Genomic DNA, 16,775 nt, shown 5'->3' with positions numbered 1-16,775 from the left:
AACTTTATGTAAGGGCGGTGAGTAAACTGAGTTATAATGAGCATGATATAAAAACAACAGAGCAACTGGGAGAATATCTAAAAAAACTTCGGGAACAAAAAAATATTTCTTTAGAAGAAGTTCAAAAGAACACGAATATACAAATAAGATACTTGGCAGCTCTTGAAAGCGGCGACTTTTCTGCAATACCCGGTGGACAGGTATATATAAAAGGTTTTTTGAAAAACTATGCCCGCTCCATAGGAATAGATGACAAAGAAATTTTGGAAATCTATAAGTCGATAATTGAATCCGAGAGAAAAGAAGCTGAAGAAAAAGCAAAAGAGGATGAATCCAGCGCTGACTCAGAAGAGCTACAGACTCCACTAAGACCTCCGATACCTAAAATTCATGTAGAACCCAAAGCCAGGCATCGAAAAGGCTTAGTTATTATAGCAATAATAGTTGTGATAGGAGCATTGCTTGTTTTTAAGATGAGCGGACTGCAGGAGTCTAAGCCCAAAGAAGAAATTAAACCTCCGGTTTCCCAGAACACGCCTTTGAATGAAAATGGTAGCGAAAACAATACAAATAATCCGCCTTTAAATGAAAATGAAGATATTGACAATGAGCCTGTAGAAAATTCGAAAGAGGCAGTAATAGAGCTAGTAGAAGATTTGCCTACACAGACCGTGTATGATATCCAGGATGAATACATTGAAGTTACTATAAATATTCCTGAGGGAAGATGTTGGATTTCGGTATCAAAAGATGGCTCAGCTGAATTCGAGGGTATCCTAAATGCCGGTGACACAAGGACATGGAGAGCGGATCAAAGCCTAAAGATTAAAATAGGAAATCCGCCTGTCGTCAATTTAACCATAAACGGAAAGGATTTTGGCAGATTAAAAGGTCAAACCAGGAACTTCATCTTTAACAGGAGAGCTTAAATGTTCTTCTGTTGTTTTATTTAATCTTTATACGCTGTTAGGAGGATTAATTTGCAAATTAAAAAAATAGGATTTATTTCATTGGGATGCGACAAAAATCTTGTAGATTCAGAGTATATGCTTGGCACATTAAAAAAGAGCGGTTATGAAATTACAAATAATCCCTATGAAGCTGAAGTAATAATAATAAATACATGCGGTTTTATAGAAAAAGCAAAACAAGAATCCATAGATACGATTTTAGAAATGGCGCAATTAAAAGAAAAAGGCAAATGCAAATTACTTATAGCTGCCGGCTGCCTTTCTCAACGATATAAAGACGAACTTCTAGATGAAATGCCTGAAATCGATGCAGTTGTCGGCACAGGAAATTTCAATGAAATATCCGAGGTAATCCAAAGACTTGAAGCGGGAGAAAGAAAAATAAACTTTACAAATAATTGTAGTTTTATTGACTATGATATATACAGCAGAATCCAAATTTATCCTTATATTTCATTTGTTAAGATAGCCGAAGGATGCGATAATCGCTGCTCATATTGTGCGATTCCAAACATCCGAGGGTCATATAAAAGCCGAGATATCGAAGCTATAAAAAAAGAGGTAAAATTGCTTGTGTCCGGAGGAGCAAAGGAGATAAACCTTGTAGCGCAAAATACCACAAACTACGGAATTGACCTTTATGGAAAACCATCTCTTCCCCGTTTGCTTGAAGAATTAATAAAAATTGAAGGCGACTATCTCATAAGAATTCTTTATACCTATCCAACAAATATAAATGATGAACTCTTGGAAATAATTAAAAGAAGTGACAAAATAGCAAAATATCTCGACATCCCTTTGCAGCATGTAAACGATAGGATTTTGCGACTTATGGGAAGGCCTGGAAATAAAAGATTCATACAGAACCTGATTGATAATATAAGAAGACAAATACCGGAAATAACGTTAAGAACAACTTTTATCGTAGGTTTCCCGACTGAGACAGAAGAAGAGTATAATGAGCTTCTCGATTTTATAAAAAAATATGAATTTGATAAAGTTGGAGCATTTAAATATTCTCAAGAGGATGGAACTTTGGCAGCGGAACTTTCACCTCAAATATCTGCCAGGATAAAACAAATAAGGTATGAAAGACTTATGGAACTTCAAAAGATGATCTCAAAGAAGAGGAATCAAAGATTTAAGACAAAAGTGCTTAATGTGCTTATAGAAAGATACGATCCTGAAAAAGATGTATTCATAGGACGTTCCGAAAATGATGCTCCCTTTGTAGATGGTGTAGTTGAAATTATGAATAATGGAGATGAAATAGAAATTGGCAAATTCTACCGGGTCAGAATCATCGAGGCTTATGAATATGATCTTGCAGGAAAATTGGAGAAATCGCCAGAAGTTTTAAGGGACAATTGATGTTTAAAATGCTATAATGTTACTGGATATACACTCAATTTTATAATCTTGGGGTGATGCTTTTGAAGGCAGAAATAATAGCAGTCGGCACTGAACTAATTTTAGGGCAAATACCTAATACTAATGCTCAAGTTATATCTCAAGCATTACAGGAAATAGGTATAGACGTTTATTATCATATATGTGTAGGAGATAACAAAGAAAGGCTTAAGGAAGTATTCCAAACAAGTTTTAAACGCTCGGATATAATTATCTTGACAGGCGGCCTTGGCCCCACAGAAGATGATCTTACAAAAGAAACTGTAGCAGAATATTTAAATTTGCCGCTTAAGCTTGATGAAAACTCCCTTAACAGGATGAAGGATTACTTTAAAAAAACAGGCCGCCAAATAGCTAATAATAATTATAAACAGGCATTAATTCCTGAAGGCGCAATTGCTATAGAAAATAAAAATGGAACAGCGCCGGGCGTGCTGTTAAAATATGGTGATAAAATAATCGTAATGTTACCCGGCCCACCGAGAGAAATGGAGCCGATGTTAAAAGAAACGGTTATACCTTATCTTTCCAAGATGTCAACAACCACTATATTTTCAAGAATTTTGAAGTTTTATGGCATTGGAGAATCAGATTTGGAAGAGCGGCTTAAAGATTTGATAGACTCGCAAACAGTACCTACTATTGCGCCTCTGGTAGGTAGGGCTGGTGAAGTTACAATTCGGCTTACTGCAAAAGCTGGCAGTAAAGAGGAAGCGCAAAAAATCATCCGTCCGACAGAAGAAGAGATTATAAAAAGAACAAGAGAATATTTTTACGGTTTTGACAATGATTCAGTGGAAGAGATTGTGGCAAAACTGTTAATCAAACTAAATAAGACGATCTCTATTGCAGAATCCTGCACCGGGGGTCTTTTGGCCCATAAACTTACAAATATACCAGGAATATCAGCAAGCTTCGATAGAGGAATAATTTCTTATAGTAATCGATCGAAACATGAATTGCTTAATGTCAAAAATGAGACTTTAGAAAATTATGGTGCTGTAAGTGAGGAAACAGCAAAAGAGATGGCTGAAGGAATAAGGCTTTCATCAGGCACTGACATAGGAGTTTCCGTCACCGGTATAGCCGGCCCTGACGGTGGAACTGCCGAAAAGCCGGTAGGTCTTGTGTATATAGGATATGCTGATTCTAGCACTGTATGTGCCCAGCGACATATTTTCAGCGGCAGAAGAATCGACATAAAAGAACGCTCTGCAAACAGCGCTCTACACCTTGTAAGAAAGATGCTGCAAAAACTAGAAAATCCTAGTAATAGATAATTAAAATCAAAAGCAGCAGGTGAGAAAAATGCGATGTTTTATATCGATTGAAATCGAGTCTTCGATTAAAAAAGCTATAGGCGATTTTATAGAGGAAAATAACTTGAGAAAAAACTTACAGCAAATAAGATGGGTAAATCCTGAAAACTTGCACATAACCCTTGCTTTCTTAGGTGAAGTTGCAGTTGAAAGAATTCCGGATGTGAAAAAAATAGTCGCGGAAGGCACACTAAATCATCACCCTTTTACTATAAAGCTTGAAGGCTTAGGATGTTTTCCCGATATTAGAAGACCGAGAGTAGTTTGGATAGGGATAAAGGATGAGCCTGAACTTTTAAGCGTAAGGGAAGACATAAATAAAGGCCTTGATGCTGCCGGTATTTTCTATGACAAAAAACCATTTTTGCCACATCTTACCATCGGACGTGTAAAGTCGCCAATTAAGATTCAGCCGGAGTTTATAAATAAGCTAAATTTTACCGCTTCTTTCCCGGTTCAGGAAATATTTTTAATGGAAAGTAATTTATCGCCAAAAGGAGCATCCTACACAGTTTTATTCAGTTCTGCTCTTGGCGAGATTTCTTGACGCAAACATGAAGTTGTTGACTTGCTTTATTTATAATATATAATTATATCTAAGAACATTTGTTTGGAGGTTTTGGTAAATGGCCGAAAAGGATAAGGCTTTAGAGGCTGCTATAAGCCAAATTGAAAGGCAGTTTGGCAAAGGTTCAATAATGAAATTAGGAGAGGCAGGATCGCGGTTTAATATAGAAAGCATTCCTACCGGGGCTCTTCCGCTGGATATAGCATTAGGAATAGGCGGAGTTCCCAGAGGAAGGGTAATAGAGATATTCGGCCCTGAATCTTCCGGTAAAACTACGGTGGCACTCCACATAATCGCTGAGGCGCAAAAGGAAGGCGGCACAGCGGCTTTTATCGATGCGGAGCACGCCCTGGATCCTACCTATGCTAAAAATTTAGGAGTGGATACAGATAATCTGCTAATTTCTCAGCCCGATACAGGAGAGCAGGCGCTTGAAATAGCAGAGACCCTTGTAAGGAGCGGTGCTGTAGATGTTATAGTCATAGACTCGGTGGCAGCTCTTGTACCTAAAGCTGAAATAGAAGGGGAAATGGGAGATGCTCATGTAGGTCTTCAGGCTCGCCTTATGTCTCAGGCTTTAAGAAAGCTTTCAGGGGCTATCAGCAAATCTAATACAGTGGCTATATTTATTAATCAGCTCAGAGAAAAAGTAGGAGTTATGTTTGGAAATCCGGAAACTACCCCGGGAGGCAGGGCCCTTAAATTCTATGCTTCAGTGCGGCTTGATGTACGGAGGATAGAAACTTTAAAACAAGGCGAGGATATGTTAGGCAACAGAACACGTGTAAAAGTGGTAAAAAACAAAGTGGCGCCTCCATTTAAGCAGGCTGAATTTGATATTATATACGGCGAAGGTATATCCAGAGAAGGATGTATTCTTGATTTTGCGGTAGATGAGGGGCTGATTCAAAAAAGCGGTGCATGGTATTCTTACGGAAAAGAAAAAATTGGGCAAGGAAGAGAAAATGCCAAACAGTACCTTAAGGAACACCCGGAAATACTAAATGAAGTGGAATTGCAAATAAGGCAAAAATACAACATGGTAAGACCTGAAAAGTCAGGAAATAAGGGTGCAGAGCCTAAAGAAGGCGCATAAAATGCGGATTTTGTACTTTACAGATACACATATTCGCGGCAACAATCCTCCTAATCGAAAAGATAATTTTTTAGAAACTCTATACCGAAAAATTACAGAGGTCTTTGAAATCGCCAAAGAAAGTAATGCAGATATAATCCTACATGGAGGAGATATTTTTGATCGGCCGGATATTTCACCTTCCCTAGCAAGAGAATTTGTGTTCTTAATTAATAAATATTCGCTGCCTGTATATGCTATAGCGGGAAATCATGACATATACGGGCAAAACCCTGTAACCTTAAGTCGGACAATGCTTGGGCTTTTAAGTGAGGCCGGAACATTAAAACTTATAAACCCAAATGAAAAGCTTTTGTTTAAATCAAAAAATAAAAAAATACAGCTTACCGGATGCCACTACTTTTATGGCATAGATTCTGATGATAAAAAAGGAAGCTATATTATAAAAAAAGACCCTGAAATTGATGTGGCAATTCACATGGTTCACGGTATGCTTCTTGAAAAGCCTTTTATAGAAGGTATTGCATATACCCTTATAGACGAAATATTAGGCACTGAAGCTGATATTACTTTGAGTGGACATTATCACAGCGGTTTTGCCACAAAATATATTAACGGCAAGTATTTTATAAATCCCGGCAGTCTTGTTAGAATTAACAATAGCATAAGTGAGCTTTCCAGGAAGCCGAAGGTTGTAATTTTGACAATAGAAGACGAGATTAAGGTTGAGGAAATTCCTCTTAAAAGCGCATTGCCGGGTGAAGAAATTTTAGACCGTTCAAAAGTCGAAGCCCTTGCCTTCAGAGAGAAAAAGCTCTCTGATTTCATTCAAAGCGTGCATTCTGCAGGCAGTTATGAAACTTTTGACATCAACCGCATAATAGAACAAATTTCCAAGCAAGAGAATTTAAGCGAAAAAGTCGTCTTGGAAGCAATCAAAAGAATCGGCTACGCCCAAGAGCAATTAGGTGATGAGGATATGTCAGAGGTGAATTGATTTGGGCTTGATTAAAAGCTTAAGACTTATTAATTTTCAATCGCATAAAGATACCAAAATCGACTTTGATGAAGGTCTTACGGTAATATTAGGGCAAACCGATCAGGGTAAAAGTGCTATAATCCGGGCGTTAAAATGGGTTCTGTATAACGAGCCGAGAGGCACTGATTTTATAATGGCCGGTTGCAAGCTTTGTCGAGTTAGCCTGGAAATGGATGACGGTTCCGTAATAATTCGAGAAAGGGAAGGACAGCGGAATCGTTACATATTAATACAAAATGGAAAAGAAGAAGTTTTTGAAGGTTTTGGGAATACCGTGCCTCTTGAAATAGCAAGGGCTCACGGCATACCGAAAATACGTATCGACAAAGATGCGGCATCCGCTGTAAATCTTGCTGAACAGTTAGAACCTCCTTTTCTCATATCAGAAAGCGGCGGCAATAGAGCAAAAGCGCTAGGAAGACTTGTAGGGATACACATAATCGATGCGGCTCAAAGAACTGTTCTAAAAGATATAACTAACGCCAAGCAGAACTTTGAATCAATTCAAAAAGATATAGAGAGCTTAAATAGTCAATTGGAATCATACAAAGACATTGGTGAGCTTCAAATAAGAATATCATCGCTCCAAGATATATTAAAAAAATTAAAGGAAACAAGAGCTATATTTTCGATTTTAATGAAAAGTAGGCAGGAGCTTGGCGAGCTTGACTCTGAGATAGAAAAAAATACGGATACCATCAAGAAGTTGGATTTTATAGATAAAGTAGAGCAGAACATTACTTTTTTAGATGCACTGTCTGTAAAGTACCGCTATCTAAAAGAGCTTTCGATAAAACTTGCACAAAACAGGCAGAATGAAGAAATTGAATTGCATATAATAGAAAATATGAGGAATCTTCCAAATGTCGAAGAGATCTATTCTTATACACAAAGTCTTGCTTTAAGGCTTAGCAGTCTTGTAAAACTTAATACAAGTTTTGCCAAAATCACAAATGATTTAAATGCCATGATGAGATTAAAGCAGAGAACCGAAAATATTTTCGAAGCCGAGGAAATCTTGCCGGAGTTAGAAAAAGTTGTTGAATCAAAAAGGAAGCTCCTTTCAACTTTGGATCTATTAAAATCTATTAATAACCAAATTATTTCTCAAAAAGCAGATCTTGAAAAATATGAGGCTGCAAAAAAAGCAGGGGACTATTTGGAAACAATCGCCGAAAAATCGGCTCGGCTTGCAGCACTGGAAAGTTTAAGGGCTTCAAAAAAATCCGTGGAAGATGCTATTGGAAAGGGATATGAGTATTTAAAAACTACCAATGAGGCTTTAAGTATCATGGCAAAAAAATATAGTCAAATTTTGCAAGAAGCTGCTATATGTCCTTTGTGCCTTCAGCCTATAGATAAGGAGACTGTCAAAAAGATCGTTTCGGATATCCTCAATTAACTTTAAATTATATGAGGTGAAGATATGGATGCAGAAAAAGAAATTCACGAACTAAAACAAAAAATAGACAAAGCTAAAGCTATGAGATACAAAGCAGAGGTGCGTTTAGAAGAGCTACAGAAACAAAGACAACTTATTTTGGATGAGTTAGAAAAACTAAACGTAAAGCCTGAAGAGCTTGATAAAGAAATCGAAAAGGCAAGCAAAGAGATAGAGGATTTATTAAAAAAAGCAAAGGAGCTTTTGCCGAAAGACCTGGAGGCATAAAATGCTTGAAGATTTGGATAGGACTATAAATGATATCGAGAAAGAAACACAGCAGTTGCTCATAGAGTTTAATGTTAAAAAGAGTATAAAAGAGAAACTGGAAAATGATTTGTCAGCCAAGGAAAACGAGCTTGAAGAAATAAGAGAACTAATGGATGTTTTAGAACAAGTAAAGTTTTTACTTCAAAGAGCATCCGAATATGCCAGAGAGCAAATAAAGCAGCAAATAGAAATGCTTGTCACTCACTGTCTACAGTTTGTTTTTGGCCCAAATATCGAGTTCCAGATTGAACTTTCCGAGGCCGCGAATAAAACGAATGCTGAATTTTATGTAATTTCTGATTACGATAATTTTAAAGTTAAAACAAAACCTCAAGATGCTCGAGGTGGCGGAGTAGTTGATGTTATATCACTTGCTCTCAGAATAGCGGTAATACAAAGCACTAATGCATATAAAAACGGACCATTAATCTTAGACGAGCCAGCTAAACATGTAAGCAGCGAATATATAGCAAATGTAGCACAATTTTTAAAGCAAATAAGCGATATTTTTCATCGCCAGATAATCATGGTTACACATAATAACTATTTGAGCGAAATTGCGGATGCGGCATACAAAGTTGAGCTGAAAAACGGAATCAGCGATGTAACATTAGTGGATGAAAAAGAGCAAAACAAGCTTTGAAACAGTTTTGCCCATATCAGGTTTTCTTGACACAAGTGTTAAAAAAGTATAAAATTAAATTGTGATAAAACCTTGATGAACTTCGGTTTTTAATTGATTCGGGAGGCGCGAATGTAAATTAATTAGAGCATTTATATCTCTATTTAATTAATAAAGCCGAGTTCCCTCGGTTTTATTGTTTTATTCACAATCTAGGAGGTGAAGAAGTATCGGCAGCATAAATGTACTAGCAACTCTTGTTATTGGATTTGTAGCTTTGGCTTTGGGATATTTTATTAGAAAATATATTGCTGAAGCAAAGATAAAGTCCGCAGAAGAATCGGCTAAGAAAATCTTGGAAGATGCAGAAATTAAAGCCGAATCTATTAAACGTGAAGCTCTTGTAGAGGCAAAAGAAGAAATATTAAAACTTAAAAACGATGCCGAAAGGGAGCTGCGCGACAGAAGAAACGAATTGCAGCGCTCAGAAAGACGATTAATTCAAAAAGAAGAATCTCTCGACAAAAAAATGGAATCAATAGAAAAAAAGGAAGAATTAGTCGTCAAAAAGCAAGCTGAAATTAATCAGCTTCATGAAAAGGTCAATGAATTATATATGAAGCAAATTGCTGAGCTTGAACGGATTTCATCTATGACCACCGAAGAAGCAAAAGAATTTTTGCTCAATAAGGTAAAAGACGAGGTTCGTCATGATGCAGCTATAATGATTAAGGAAATTGAAGCTCAGGCAAAGGAAGAAGCGCAGAAGCGCGCAAAAGAAATTATTTCATATGCCATACAAAAATGTGCAGTAGATCAAGTTGCAGAAACAACGGTATCTGTAGTTGCATTGCCAAGTGATGAAATGAAGGGGAGAATCATCGGCAGAGAAGGCAGGAATATTAGAGCATTAGAAACTCTTACCGGTGTAGACCTTATTATTGATGATACTCCTGAAGCAGTTATCCTTTCCGGATTTGATCCTATTAGACGACAAGTAGCTAAAATTGCCTTAGAAAAACTGATTTTAGACGGAAGGATCCATCCTGCAAGGATTGAAGAAATGGTTGAAAAGGCCCAGAAAGAAGTGGAAAATACCATACGTGAAGAGGGCGAAAAGGCCACATTTGATACCGGCGTTCACGGTCTTCACAGCGATCTTATAAAATACCTTGGAAAACTATACTACAGAACAAGTTACGGTCAAAATGTGCTCCATCACTCTATAGAGGTTGCACATCTTGCCGGCGCTATGGCTGCAGAGTTAGGCGTGGATGTAAAACTTACAAAGCGCGCAGGTCTCTTGCATGACATAGGAAAAAGCGTAGATCAGGAAACAGAAGGTCCTCACGCCTTGCTTGGAGCTGAGCTTGCTAAAAAATACGGAGAATCTAAAGAAGTAATAAATGCTATAGCAGCACATCATAGCGATGTGGAGCCGGAAACTGTTGAGGCTATATTAGTTCAAGCGGCAGACGCTATATCCGCTGCAAGACCCGGAGCAAGAAGAGAAACTTTGGAAGCTTATATAAAGCGTTTGGAAAAGCTTGAAGAAATAGCGAATTCTTTTGCAGGTGTGGAAAAATCTTATGCAATTCAAGCGGGACGAGAAATTCGAATTATGGTTAAGCCTGAAGATGTAGATGATTTAGGCGTTTTAGAAATTGCGCGGAATATTGCTAAAAAAGTCGAAGATGAGTTAGAATATCCGGGTCAGATTAAGGTAAATGTAATACGAGAAACTCGAGTTACAGAATATGCAAAATAATTAAGTGCGCGTTTTGCGCACTTTTTTACAACTTATAGATAAAAAGCCAGGAGCTGAACTTATTGAAACCACTTAGAATTTTAATGATAGGAGATATTGTGGGCAGGCCCGGAAGGACAGTTATCTATGAAAAATTATCTTTTTTAAAAAGGAAATACGAGATAGATTTTACCATAGCAAACGGTGAAAACGCAGCAGGCGGCAACGGAATAACTGAAAAGGTCGCACAAGATCTCTTTATAAGCGGCATAGATTTTATGACAACAGGAAACCATATATGGGATAATAAGGATGTATTTAATTTTATAGATTCTGAAGAAAGAATAATCAGACCTGCTAATTATCCTGCAAGTCCGGGCAAAGGTTATCAAATAGCTAGAATCGGACAAAATTGCAAGATTGGTATTTTGAATATTTCAGGTAGAACATTTATGCCTCCTCTTGATTGTCCTTTCAGAACTGCGGATAAAATAATTAATGAAATAGCTAAAGAAACAAAAATTATAGTGGTAGATTTTCATGCTGAAGCTACCTCAGAAAAGATCGCTATGGGCTGGTATCTTGATGGCCGTGCATCTCTAGTTGTTGGGACACACACACATGTACAGACAGCTGACGAAAGAATCCTGGAAAATGGCACTGCATATATAACAGATATAGGTATGACCGGTCCTATAAATTCCGTCATAGGTGTGGAAAAAGACAAGGTATTATACAAATTTCTTACACAAATGCCGGTAAGATTTGAAGTTGCCGGAGGGCCCTCCGAAATAAATGGCGTAGTTGCGGATATAGATAAAAATACAGGGCGAGCTTTGAGAATTCAACGAATTAAGGAATAAATATTTAAATTAAAATATTTCCTCAAAAGTTTTAAAAAAAACAAGGACTTTTTATAAAAATATAGAATAAAGTATTAAAAGCAAATCATGCAGGGAGGAATTAAACAATGGAAGTGTTAAAGGTATCAGCTAAGTCCAATCCTAATTCGGTAGCAGGAGCTTTAGCAGGTGTTTTAAGGGAAAAAGGCGGTGCCGAAATTCAAGCGGTTGGCGCGGGAGCTTTAAACCAAGCAGTAAAGGCCGTAGCTATAGCAAGAGGATTTGTAGCACCTAGCGGGGTTGATTTAATTTGTATCCCAGCTTTTACTGACATTGAAATTGACGGTCAGGAGAGGACAGCCATAAAGCTGATCGTTGAACCGCGTTAAAATTCAAGTTTAAAAAGCGGGTAACAATTTTTAAAAAAGTTTACGACATTCAGCTTTAATCAGTTGAATGTCGTTTTCTGTTTAGGGGGCAAATGTACTCATGTATGTAGATCTTCATGTACACACAACATTTTCAGATGGCTTGCTTGCGCCACAGCAAGTAGTAAAAAAAGCCTTTGAGCTTAAGCTAAAAGCAGTAGCTATTACAGACCATGATACTGTCAAGGGAATACAGCCGGCACTAGACGCAGCCAAATCTTACAAAGATATAGAAGTAGTGCCGGGAATTGAGTTTAGTACGGAATATTTTGGTGAAGAAGTTCATATCCTTGGGTATTATATTGACTTTTGCGATAAAAATTTAAACGAATTCCTGACAGATTTACAAGAAGGTCGCAAAAAAAGGATATACAAAATTGTTTCTAAGCTTCAATCTCTTGGGATTGATATTTTTGAAGATGAAGTATTCGCAAAATCAAAAGGTGCGTCCATAGGCCGGCCCCATGTAGCAATGGTGCTTTGCGATAAGGGATATGTAAATTCTATCGAAGAAGCCTTTGAAAAGTATTTAAGTAAAGATGCTCCTGCTTATGTGCCAAAGGAAAAAATAACTCCATTTTACGCCGTAGATTTAATATATAAAAAGCACGGTATACCTATATTGGCGCACCCAGGCCTCTTAAAAAATAAAAATATTGTAAGCGAATTAATTTCATATGGTATTAAAGGAATAGAGGTGATTCATAAAGATCACACAAAAGAAGATATCCAGCTGTATGCTAAATTGGCTAAAGACAATAATCTGCTTTTGACAGGGGGCTCAGATTCTCACGGAGAAACACCCCTTCTTTTAGGGAGTTTCAATGTGCCGGTAGAGTATTTTTATAAGTTAAAGGAAATGAAAGACAGGAGCGATGATCATCTTGATTGAAAAACATATAAAAATCATTATTGATGAAAAGGCTTGTAAAAAGTGCGGTTTGTGTATAGCCTTTTGTCCTAGAAAGGTTTACGTCTCATCTGAAGACGGCAGGCCGGCAGTTGCCAGATTAAGCGCTTGCACTAATTGCAAGTTGTGCGAACTTAGATGTCCGGATTATGCTATAGTAGTCGGAGGTGAAGATGATGAATAACAAAGCAATACTTATGCAAGGTAATGAAGCTTGTGTAGAAGGAGCCATAACTGCCGGTATGCGCTTTTATGCCGGATATCCCATAACTCCATCTACTGAAATTGCTGAATTATGTGCAGAAAGGCTGCCTCAAGTCGGAGGAAAATTTATTCAAATGGAAGATGAACTTGGAAGTATGGGAGCAGTAATAGGGGCATCTCTTACAGGCGTAAAATCTATGACTGCAACTAGCGGCCCTGGATTTTCTCTAAAGCAAGAAAATATAGGATTTGCATCTCTTACTGAGGTGCCGTGCGTTATAGTAGATGTGCAGCGAGGGGGACCGAGCACAGGCTTGCCCACATCTCCTGCCCAGGGTGATGTTATGCAGGCCAGGTGGGGAACTCACGGAGACCATCCTATAATAGTCATTTCACCCTATTCTGTAAAGGAAACCTATTATATGGCAATAAGAGCTTTTAATCTTTCCGAAAAGTACAGGGTGCCTTGTATTTTACTTATGGATGAAGTTGTAGCTCACATGAGAGAAAGAGTTGAGCTAGATGATATTAAGAACGTAGAAATAGTCAACAGAAAAAGATTTAAAGGTTCACCTCTTCCGTATAAACCTTATATGGATTATGATGGGGATAAAATTCCTCCAATAGTAGATTTCGGTAAGGGAGTTCCTTTTCATGTAACTGGTCTTATTCATGATGCTTCAGGATTTCCGTCTACGAATCCTGCTGTTACAAAAGAACTGATTTCAAGACTGATGAGCAAAATATATGATAATCTAGATGATATCATAGACTATGAAAATGTTTATACAGATGATGCAAAAATAGTTATAGTCACTTTTGGTTCCACTGCTCGTTCAACATTGCAGGCAATAAAGGTCTTAAGGCAAGAGGGTTTGAAAGTCGGCATGCTGAGATTAAAAACAATCTGGCCCTTTGCCAGTAAGGCTATTTTAGAACTTGTCAATACTTCTGTAAAGCACCTAATAGTAGCTGAAATGAATTACGGTCAGCTCATACAAGAAGTTAAGGCCACTGCCGAAGGCGCATTTAAAGTTGATGGTCTTAACAAATACAGCGGTGAATTAATAACTCCATGGGAAATAATTGATAAAGTTAAGGAAGTGGCCAAAGATGCGTAAGGAATTAGAAAAGTATTTCAGAACAGATAAACTTCCTCATATATGGTGCCCAGGCTGTGGCAATGGCATCATAATGGGTGCTGTTGTAAGAGCTATTGATAATCTAAAGCTCAACCAAGACAAAGTATGCATCGTATCCGGTATAGGCTGCTCATCTAGAGCGACGGGTTATTTAAATTTTAATACGCTTCATACTACTCATGGAAGAGCGCTGGCATTTGCTACCGGCATTAAAATGGCAAATCCGGACCTTAAAGTTATAGTTCTTACAGGTGATGGAGATTGCTCCGCCATAGGCGGCAACCACTTTATTCATGCAGCCAGGAGGAATATAGATATTACTACGATAGTTTTTAATAACAATATATACGGAATGACCAGCGGCCAATATTCTCCAATGACGCCAAAAGGTGCATATGCTACCACAGCTCCCTATGGCAACATTGACAGAAGCTTTGATTTATGCAAACTGGCTGAGGCCGCAGGCGCTACTTATGTAGCAAGAGGAACTGTTTATCATGTTCCTCAATTAATAAAATTAATAGAAAAGGCAATAAATCACGATGGCTTTTCGGTAATAGACGCCGTAGCTATATGCCCAACATATTTTGGCCGCAAAAATAAAATGGGTTCTCCTGCTGCTATGATGGAAAATATCAGAGATCTTTCTGTCACAGTCAAAACGGCCGCAAAACTTTCTAGTCAGGAGCTTTCAGGCAAAATCGTCATTGGAGAGTTTTATGAAGAAAGCGCACCTGAATATACCAAGGAATATGCTAAGGTCATCGAAAAAGCTCAAGGGGGAACCAAAAATGAGTGACACAATAGAGATACGATTGAGCGGCTCAGGAGGCCAAGGACTTATCTTAGCCGGAATCATACTTGCTGAGGCTGCAATATTAGACGGGAAAAATGCAGTACAGACCCAGTCTTACGGTCCGGAAGCTCGCGGCGGCGCAAGTAAAGCTGAAGTAATAATTAGCGATGAAGAGATTTACTATCCTAAAGTTTCAAATCCTGATGTTTTTCTAGCCCTGACTGAGGAAGCAATGACAAAATACGTCAACGATGTAAAAGAAAACGGTCTCCTTATAATAGATTCAACTATGAAACCCCCTAAAGATTTTTTAAATGTTCTTAGCGTTCCTATATTAGAAACTGCTCAAATAAAAGTAGGCAGAATAATCGTTGCAAATATTGTAGCACTCGGAGTCCTGACAGAAGCTACAGGTGCTATATCAAGGGAAGCAATTGAAAAAGCGGTACTTGACAGGGTGCCAAAAGGCACAGAAAAAATTAATAAAACCGCTTTACAGGAGGGGTTTCAACTGATAAAATTGAAATAAATTTTTTAATCTAAACATGAAAGGGGTTTTCGTTATGCCCGAAACAAATTTAGTTGAATCCGTTCAAAAGGAGATTAAACTGGCATGCGACAAACTGGGCCTTGACAAATCCTATTATGAACTGCTCAAAGAGCCTGAAAAGGTGCTTGTAGTTCAAATTCCCGTAAAAATGGATGATGGTTCAGTAAAGATGTTTACCGGCTATAGATCTCAGCACTGTTCTTTTATGGGGCCTGTAAAAGGCGGATTTAGGTATCATCCGGATGTGTGTCTTGATGAAGTTAAAAGTCTTTCAATGTGGATGACATTTAAGTGCAATGTGGTCGGTATACCTTATGGAGGAGCTAAAGGCGGAGTCTGCTGCAATCCTGCCGAACTTTCAAAAGGAGAGCTGGAAAGACTGACAAGAGGTTATGTAAGAGCGATTAGTTCAATTATAGGACCTGAAAAAGATATCCCCGCTCCCGACGTCAACACAAACCCCCAAATCATGGCTTGGTTTATGGATGAATTTAGTAAGCTGAAAGGTTATACTGTTCCCGGCGTAGTAACCGGAAAACCTGTGCCATTAGGAGGTTCTTTGGGAAGAACCCAGGCAACTGGATATGGAGTGACTGTGGTAATTAAAAAAGCATGCGAGAAGCTCAACTTAGATATGTCTAAAATTAAAATAGCCCTCCAAGGCTTTGGCAATGTAGGCGGTTACACAGCACTCTTTTGTAAAGAGCTTGGAGCAAAAATAGTTGCTGTGGCAGGTAAGGATTATGTGCTGTATGATGAAAATGGTCTTGATGTAGAAAAACTTTTCGACTACAAAGCTAAATACGGAAGTGTTAAGAACTATCCGGAAGTAAAGAGAATAAGCCTTGATGAATTCTGGGCACTTGATGTAGATGTATTAGTTCCATCAGCACTGGAAAATGCAATAGACAAAGATGTTGCTCCTAAAATAAAAGCTAAAGTTATAGTTGAAGGCGCAAATGGTCCAACTACTCCGGAGGCTGATAAAATCTTAGAAGAAAAAGGAATTTTGGTATTTCCTGATATCTTAAGCAATGCCGGTGGCGTTACTGTATCCTATTTTGAATGGGTTCAAAACTTGATGAACTTTTACTGGACTGAAGAAGAAGTTATACAAAGATTAGATTCATTAATGGTTAAGGCCTTCGACAATGTTTATGATATGCATTGCAGTTTAAATGTTACTTTAAGACAAGCGGCATATTTGGCAGCTATTAATCGAATTTCGGAGACTATAAGACTTAGAGGATTAATATAAACAATACAGCAAAGCAAGCACTATCTCTGTTTGTACAGCAGGGGTAGTGCTAATTGCTAAATAAATGCTACTGTTAATATAGCAGTTTTGATGATTTGGTTTATTGCCTTTTTTTATAAAGTATTATACTATTAAATTTAAGAATAAAAATAAGGAGGAGGA

18 protein-coding genes are annotated in these 16,775 nt (G+C 37.8%); all 18 read left to right on the top strand.

Annotated features, from left to right (window positions below):
• Positions 1-17 precede the first annotated feature (17 nt).
• The 18 genes from BUE08_RS07345 (at position 18) to BUE08_RS07260 (ending at position 16,613) form a co-directional block, all read left to right on the top strand.
• A complete protein-coding gene (locus tag BUE08_RS07345; RefSeq protein ID WP_286680655.1) occupies positions 18-929 on the top strand; it encodes a helix-turn-helix domain-containing protein in 912 nt (303 codons plus the stop codon).
• Between the two features lie 57 nt (positions 930-986).
• Positions 987-2,342 (top strand): 30S ribosomal protein S12 methylthiotransferase RimO, encoded by a 1,356-nt coding sequence (gene rimO, locus BUE08_RS07340; protein WP_213951283.1) that lies wholly within the window; start codon positions 987-989, stop codon positions 2,340-2,342.
• A gap of 62 nt (positions 2,343-2,404) precedes the next feature.
• Positions 2,405-3,661 carry a competence/damage-inducible protein A gene (locus tag BUE08_RS07335; protein ID WP_059034068.1) on the top strand — a complete coding sequence of 419 codons (1,257 nt, stop codon included), beginning with the start codon at positions 2,405-2,407 and terminating at the stop codon, positions 3,659-3,661.
• 28 nt (positions 3,662-3,689) lie between these two features.
• Positions 3,690-4,247, top strand: a complete 558-nt coding sequence (thpR, locus tag BUE08_RS07330; RefSeq protein WP_213951209.1) for an RNA 2',3'-cyclic phosphodiesterase — start codon at positions 3,690-3,692, stop codon at positions 4,245-4,247.
• A gap of 79 nt (positions 4,248-4,326) precedes the next feature.
• Positions 4,327-5,364 carry a recombinase RecA gene (gene recA / locus BUE08_RS07325; protein WP_059034064.1) on the top strand — a complete coding sequence of 346 codons (1,038 nt, stop codon included), beginning with the start codon at positions 4,327-4,329 and terminating at the stop codon, positions 5,362-5,364.
• A 1-nt stretch (position 5,365) separates the two neighbouring features.
• Complete coding sequence (locus BUE08_RS07320; protein ID WP_059034062.1) at positions 5,366-6,361, top strand: metallophosphoesterase family protein; 996 nt, start codon at positions 5,366-5,368, stop codon at positions 6,359-6,361.
• A gap of 1 nt (position 6,362) precedes the next feature.
• Entirely contained in the window at positions 6,363-7,805 is a 1,443-nt protein-coding gene (locus BUE08_RS07315; RefSeq protein ID WP_286680654.1) for an AAA family ATPase, read from the top strand.
• Between the two features lie 24 nt (positions 7,806-7,829).
• Positions 7,830-8,072, top strand: a complete 243-nt coding sequence (locus BUE08_RS07310; protein WP_059034056.1) for a hypothetical protein — start codon at positions 7,830-7,832, stop codon at positions 8,070-8,072.
• A gap of 1 nt (position 8,073) precedes the next feature.
• Entirely contained in the window at positions 8,074-8,757 is a 684-nt protein-coding gene (locus tag BUE08_RS07305; RefSeq protein WP_059034054.1) for an ATPase, read from the top strand.
• A gap of 217 nt (positions 8,758-8,974) precedes the next feature.
• Positions 8,975-10,504 carry a ribonuclease Y gene (gene rny, locus BUE08_RS07300; RefSeq protein ID WP_309297992.1) on the top strand — a complete coding sequence of 510 codons (1,530 nt, stop codon included), beginning with the start codon at positions 8,975-8,977 and terminating at the stop codon, positions 10,502-10,504.
• A gap of 83 nt (positions 10,505-10,587) precedes the next feature.
• Positions 10,588-11,346 carry a TIGR00282 family metallophosphoesterase gene (locus BUE08_RS07295; protein WP_213951282.1) on the top strand — a complete coding sequence of 253 codons (759 nt, stop codon included), beginning with the start codon at positions 10,588-10,590 and terminating at the stop codon, positions 11,344-11,346.
• 107 nt (positions 11,347-11,453) lie between these two features.
• Positions 11,454-11,714 (top strand): stage V sporulation protein S, encoded by a 261-nt coding sequence (locus tag BUE08_RS07290; protein WP_059034048.1) that lies wholly within the window; start codon positions 11,454-11,456, stop codon positions 11,712-11,714.
• 100 nt (positions 11,715-11,814) lie between these two features.
• Positions 11,815-12,645: a PHP domain-containing protein gene (locus tag BUE08_RS07285; RefSeq protein WP_213997404.1), complete on the top strand. Its 831-nt coding sequence runs from the start codon at positions 11,815-11,817 to the stop codon at positions 12,643-12,645.
• Positions 12,638-12,847: a 4Fe-4S dicluster domain-containing protein gene (locus tag BUE08_RS07280; RefSeq protein WP_083497748.1), complete on the top strand. Its 210-nt coding sequence runs from the start codon at positions 12,638-12,640 to the stop codon at positions 12,845-12,847. The genes BUE08_RS07285 and BUE08_RS07280 overlap by 8 nt, the downstream gene beginning before the upstream one ends.
• Complete coding sequence (locus BUE08_RS07275; RefSeq protein WP_286680653.1) at positions 12,840-13,988, top strand: 2-oxoacid:acceptor oxidoreductase subunit alpha; 1,149 nt, start codon at positions 12,840-12,842, stop codon at positions 13,986-13,988. Before BUE08_RS07280 ends, BUE08_RS07275 begins: the two co-directional genes overlap by 8 nt.
• Positions 13,981-14,808, top strand: a complete 828-nt coding sequence (locus BUE08_RS07270) for a 2-oxoacid:ferredoxin oxidoreductase subunit beta (RefSeq protein ID WP_286680652.1) — start codon at positions 13,981-13,983, stop codon at positions 14,806-14,808. The genes BUE08_RS07275 and BUE08_RS07270 overlap by 8 nt, the downstream gene beginning before the upstream one ends.
• Positions 14,801-15,334, top strand: a complete 534-nt coding sequence (locus tag BUE08_RS07265) for a 2-oxoacid:acceptor oxidoreductase family protein (RefSeq protein WP_286680651.1) — start codon at positions 14,801-14,803, stop codon at positions 15,332-15,334. The genes BUE08_RS07270 and BUE08_RS07265 overlap by 8 nt, the downstream gene beginning before the upstream one ends.
• Before the next feature lie 34 nt (positions 15,335-15,368).
• Positions 15,369-16,613, top strand: a complete 1,245-nt coding sequence (locus BUE08_RS07260) for a Glu/Leu/Phe/Val family dehydrogenase (RefSeq protein WP_286680650.1) — start codon at positions 15,369-15,371, stop codon at positions 16,611-16,613.
• Positions 16,614-16,775: the final 162 nt, after the last annotated feature.

This window comes from Tepidanaerobacter sp. EBM-49, assembly GCF_001896645.1.
Classification (GTDB): Bacteria; Bacillota; Thermosediminibacteria; order Thermosediminibacterales; family Tepidanaerobacteraceae; genus Tepidanaerobacter; species Tepidanaerobacter syntrophicus.
This window is presented reverse-complemented; position numbering and strand designations above follow the sequence as displayed.

Excerpts from the sequence above, each read along its gene's own strand:
- BUE08_RS07305 (WP_059034054.1), top strand. The coding sequence starts at position 8,074 with ATGCTTGAAGATTTGGATAGGACTATAAATGATATCGAGAAAGAAACA.
- BUE08_RS07275 (WP_286680653.1), top strand. The coding sequence starts at position 12,840 with ATGAATAACAAAGCAATACTTATGCAAGGTAATGAAGCTTGTGTAGAA.
- BUE08_RS07260 (WP_286680650.1), top strand. The coding sequence starts at position 15,369 with ATGCCCGAAACAAATTTAGTTGAATCCGTTCAAAAGGAGATTAAACTG.
- BUE08_RS07310 (WP_059034056.1), top strand. The coding sequence starts at position 7,830 with ATGGATGCAGAAAAAGAAATTCACGAACTAAAACAAAAAATAGACAAA.
- BUE08_RS07295 (WP_213951282.1), top strand. The coding sequence starts at position 10,588 with ATGATAGGAGATATTGTGGGCAGGCCCGGAAGGACAGTTATCTATGAA.
- recA (WP_059034064.1), top strand. The coding sequence starts at position 4,327 with ATGGCCGAAAAGGATAAGGCTTTAGAGGCTGCTATAAGCCAAATTGAA.
- BUE08_RS07285 (WP_213997404.1), top strand. The coding sequence starts at position 11,815 with ATGTATGTAGATCTTCATGTACACACAACATTTTCAGATGGCTTGCTT.
- BUE08_RS07265 (WP_286680651.1), top strand. The coding sequence starts at position 14,801 with ATGAGTGACACAATAGAGATACGATTGAGCGGCTCAGGAGGCCAAGGA.
- BUE08_RS07320 (WP_059034062.1), top strand. The coding sequence starts at position 5,366 with ATGCGGATTTTGTACTTTACAGATACACATATTCGCGGCAACAATCCT.
- thpR (WP_213951209.1), top strand. The coding sequence starts at position 3,690 with ATGCGATGTTTTATATCGATTGAAATCGAGTCTTCGATTAAAAAAGCT.
- BUE08_RS07270 (WP_286680652.1), top strand. The coding sequence starts at position 13,981 with ATGCGTAAGGAATTAGAAAAGTATTTCAGAACAGATAAACTTCCTCAT.
- BUE08_RS07290 (WP_059034048.1), top strand. The coding sequence starts at position 11,454 with ATGGAAGTGTTAAAGGTATCAGCTAAGTCCAATCCTAATTCGGTAGCA.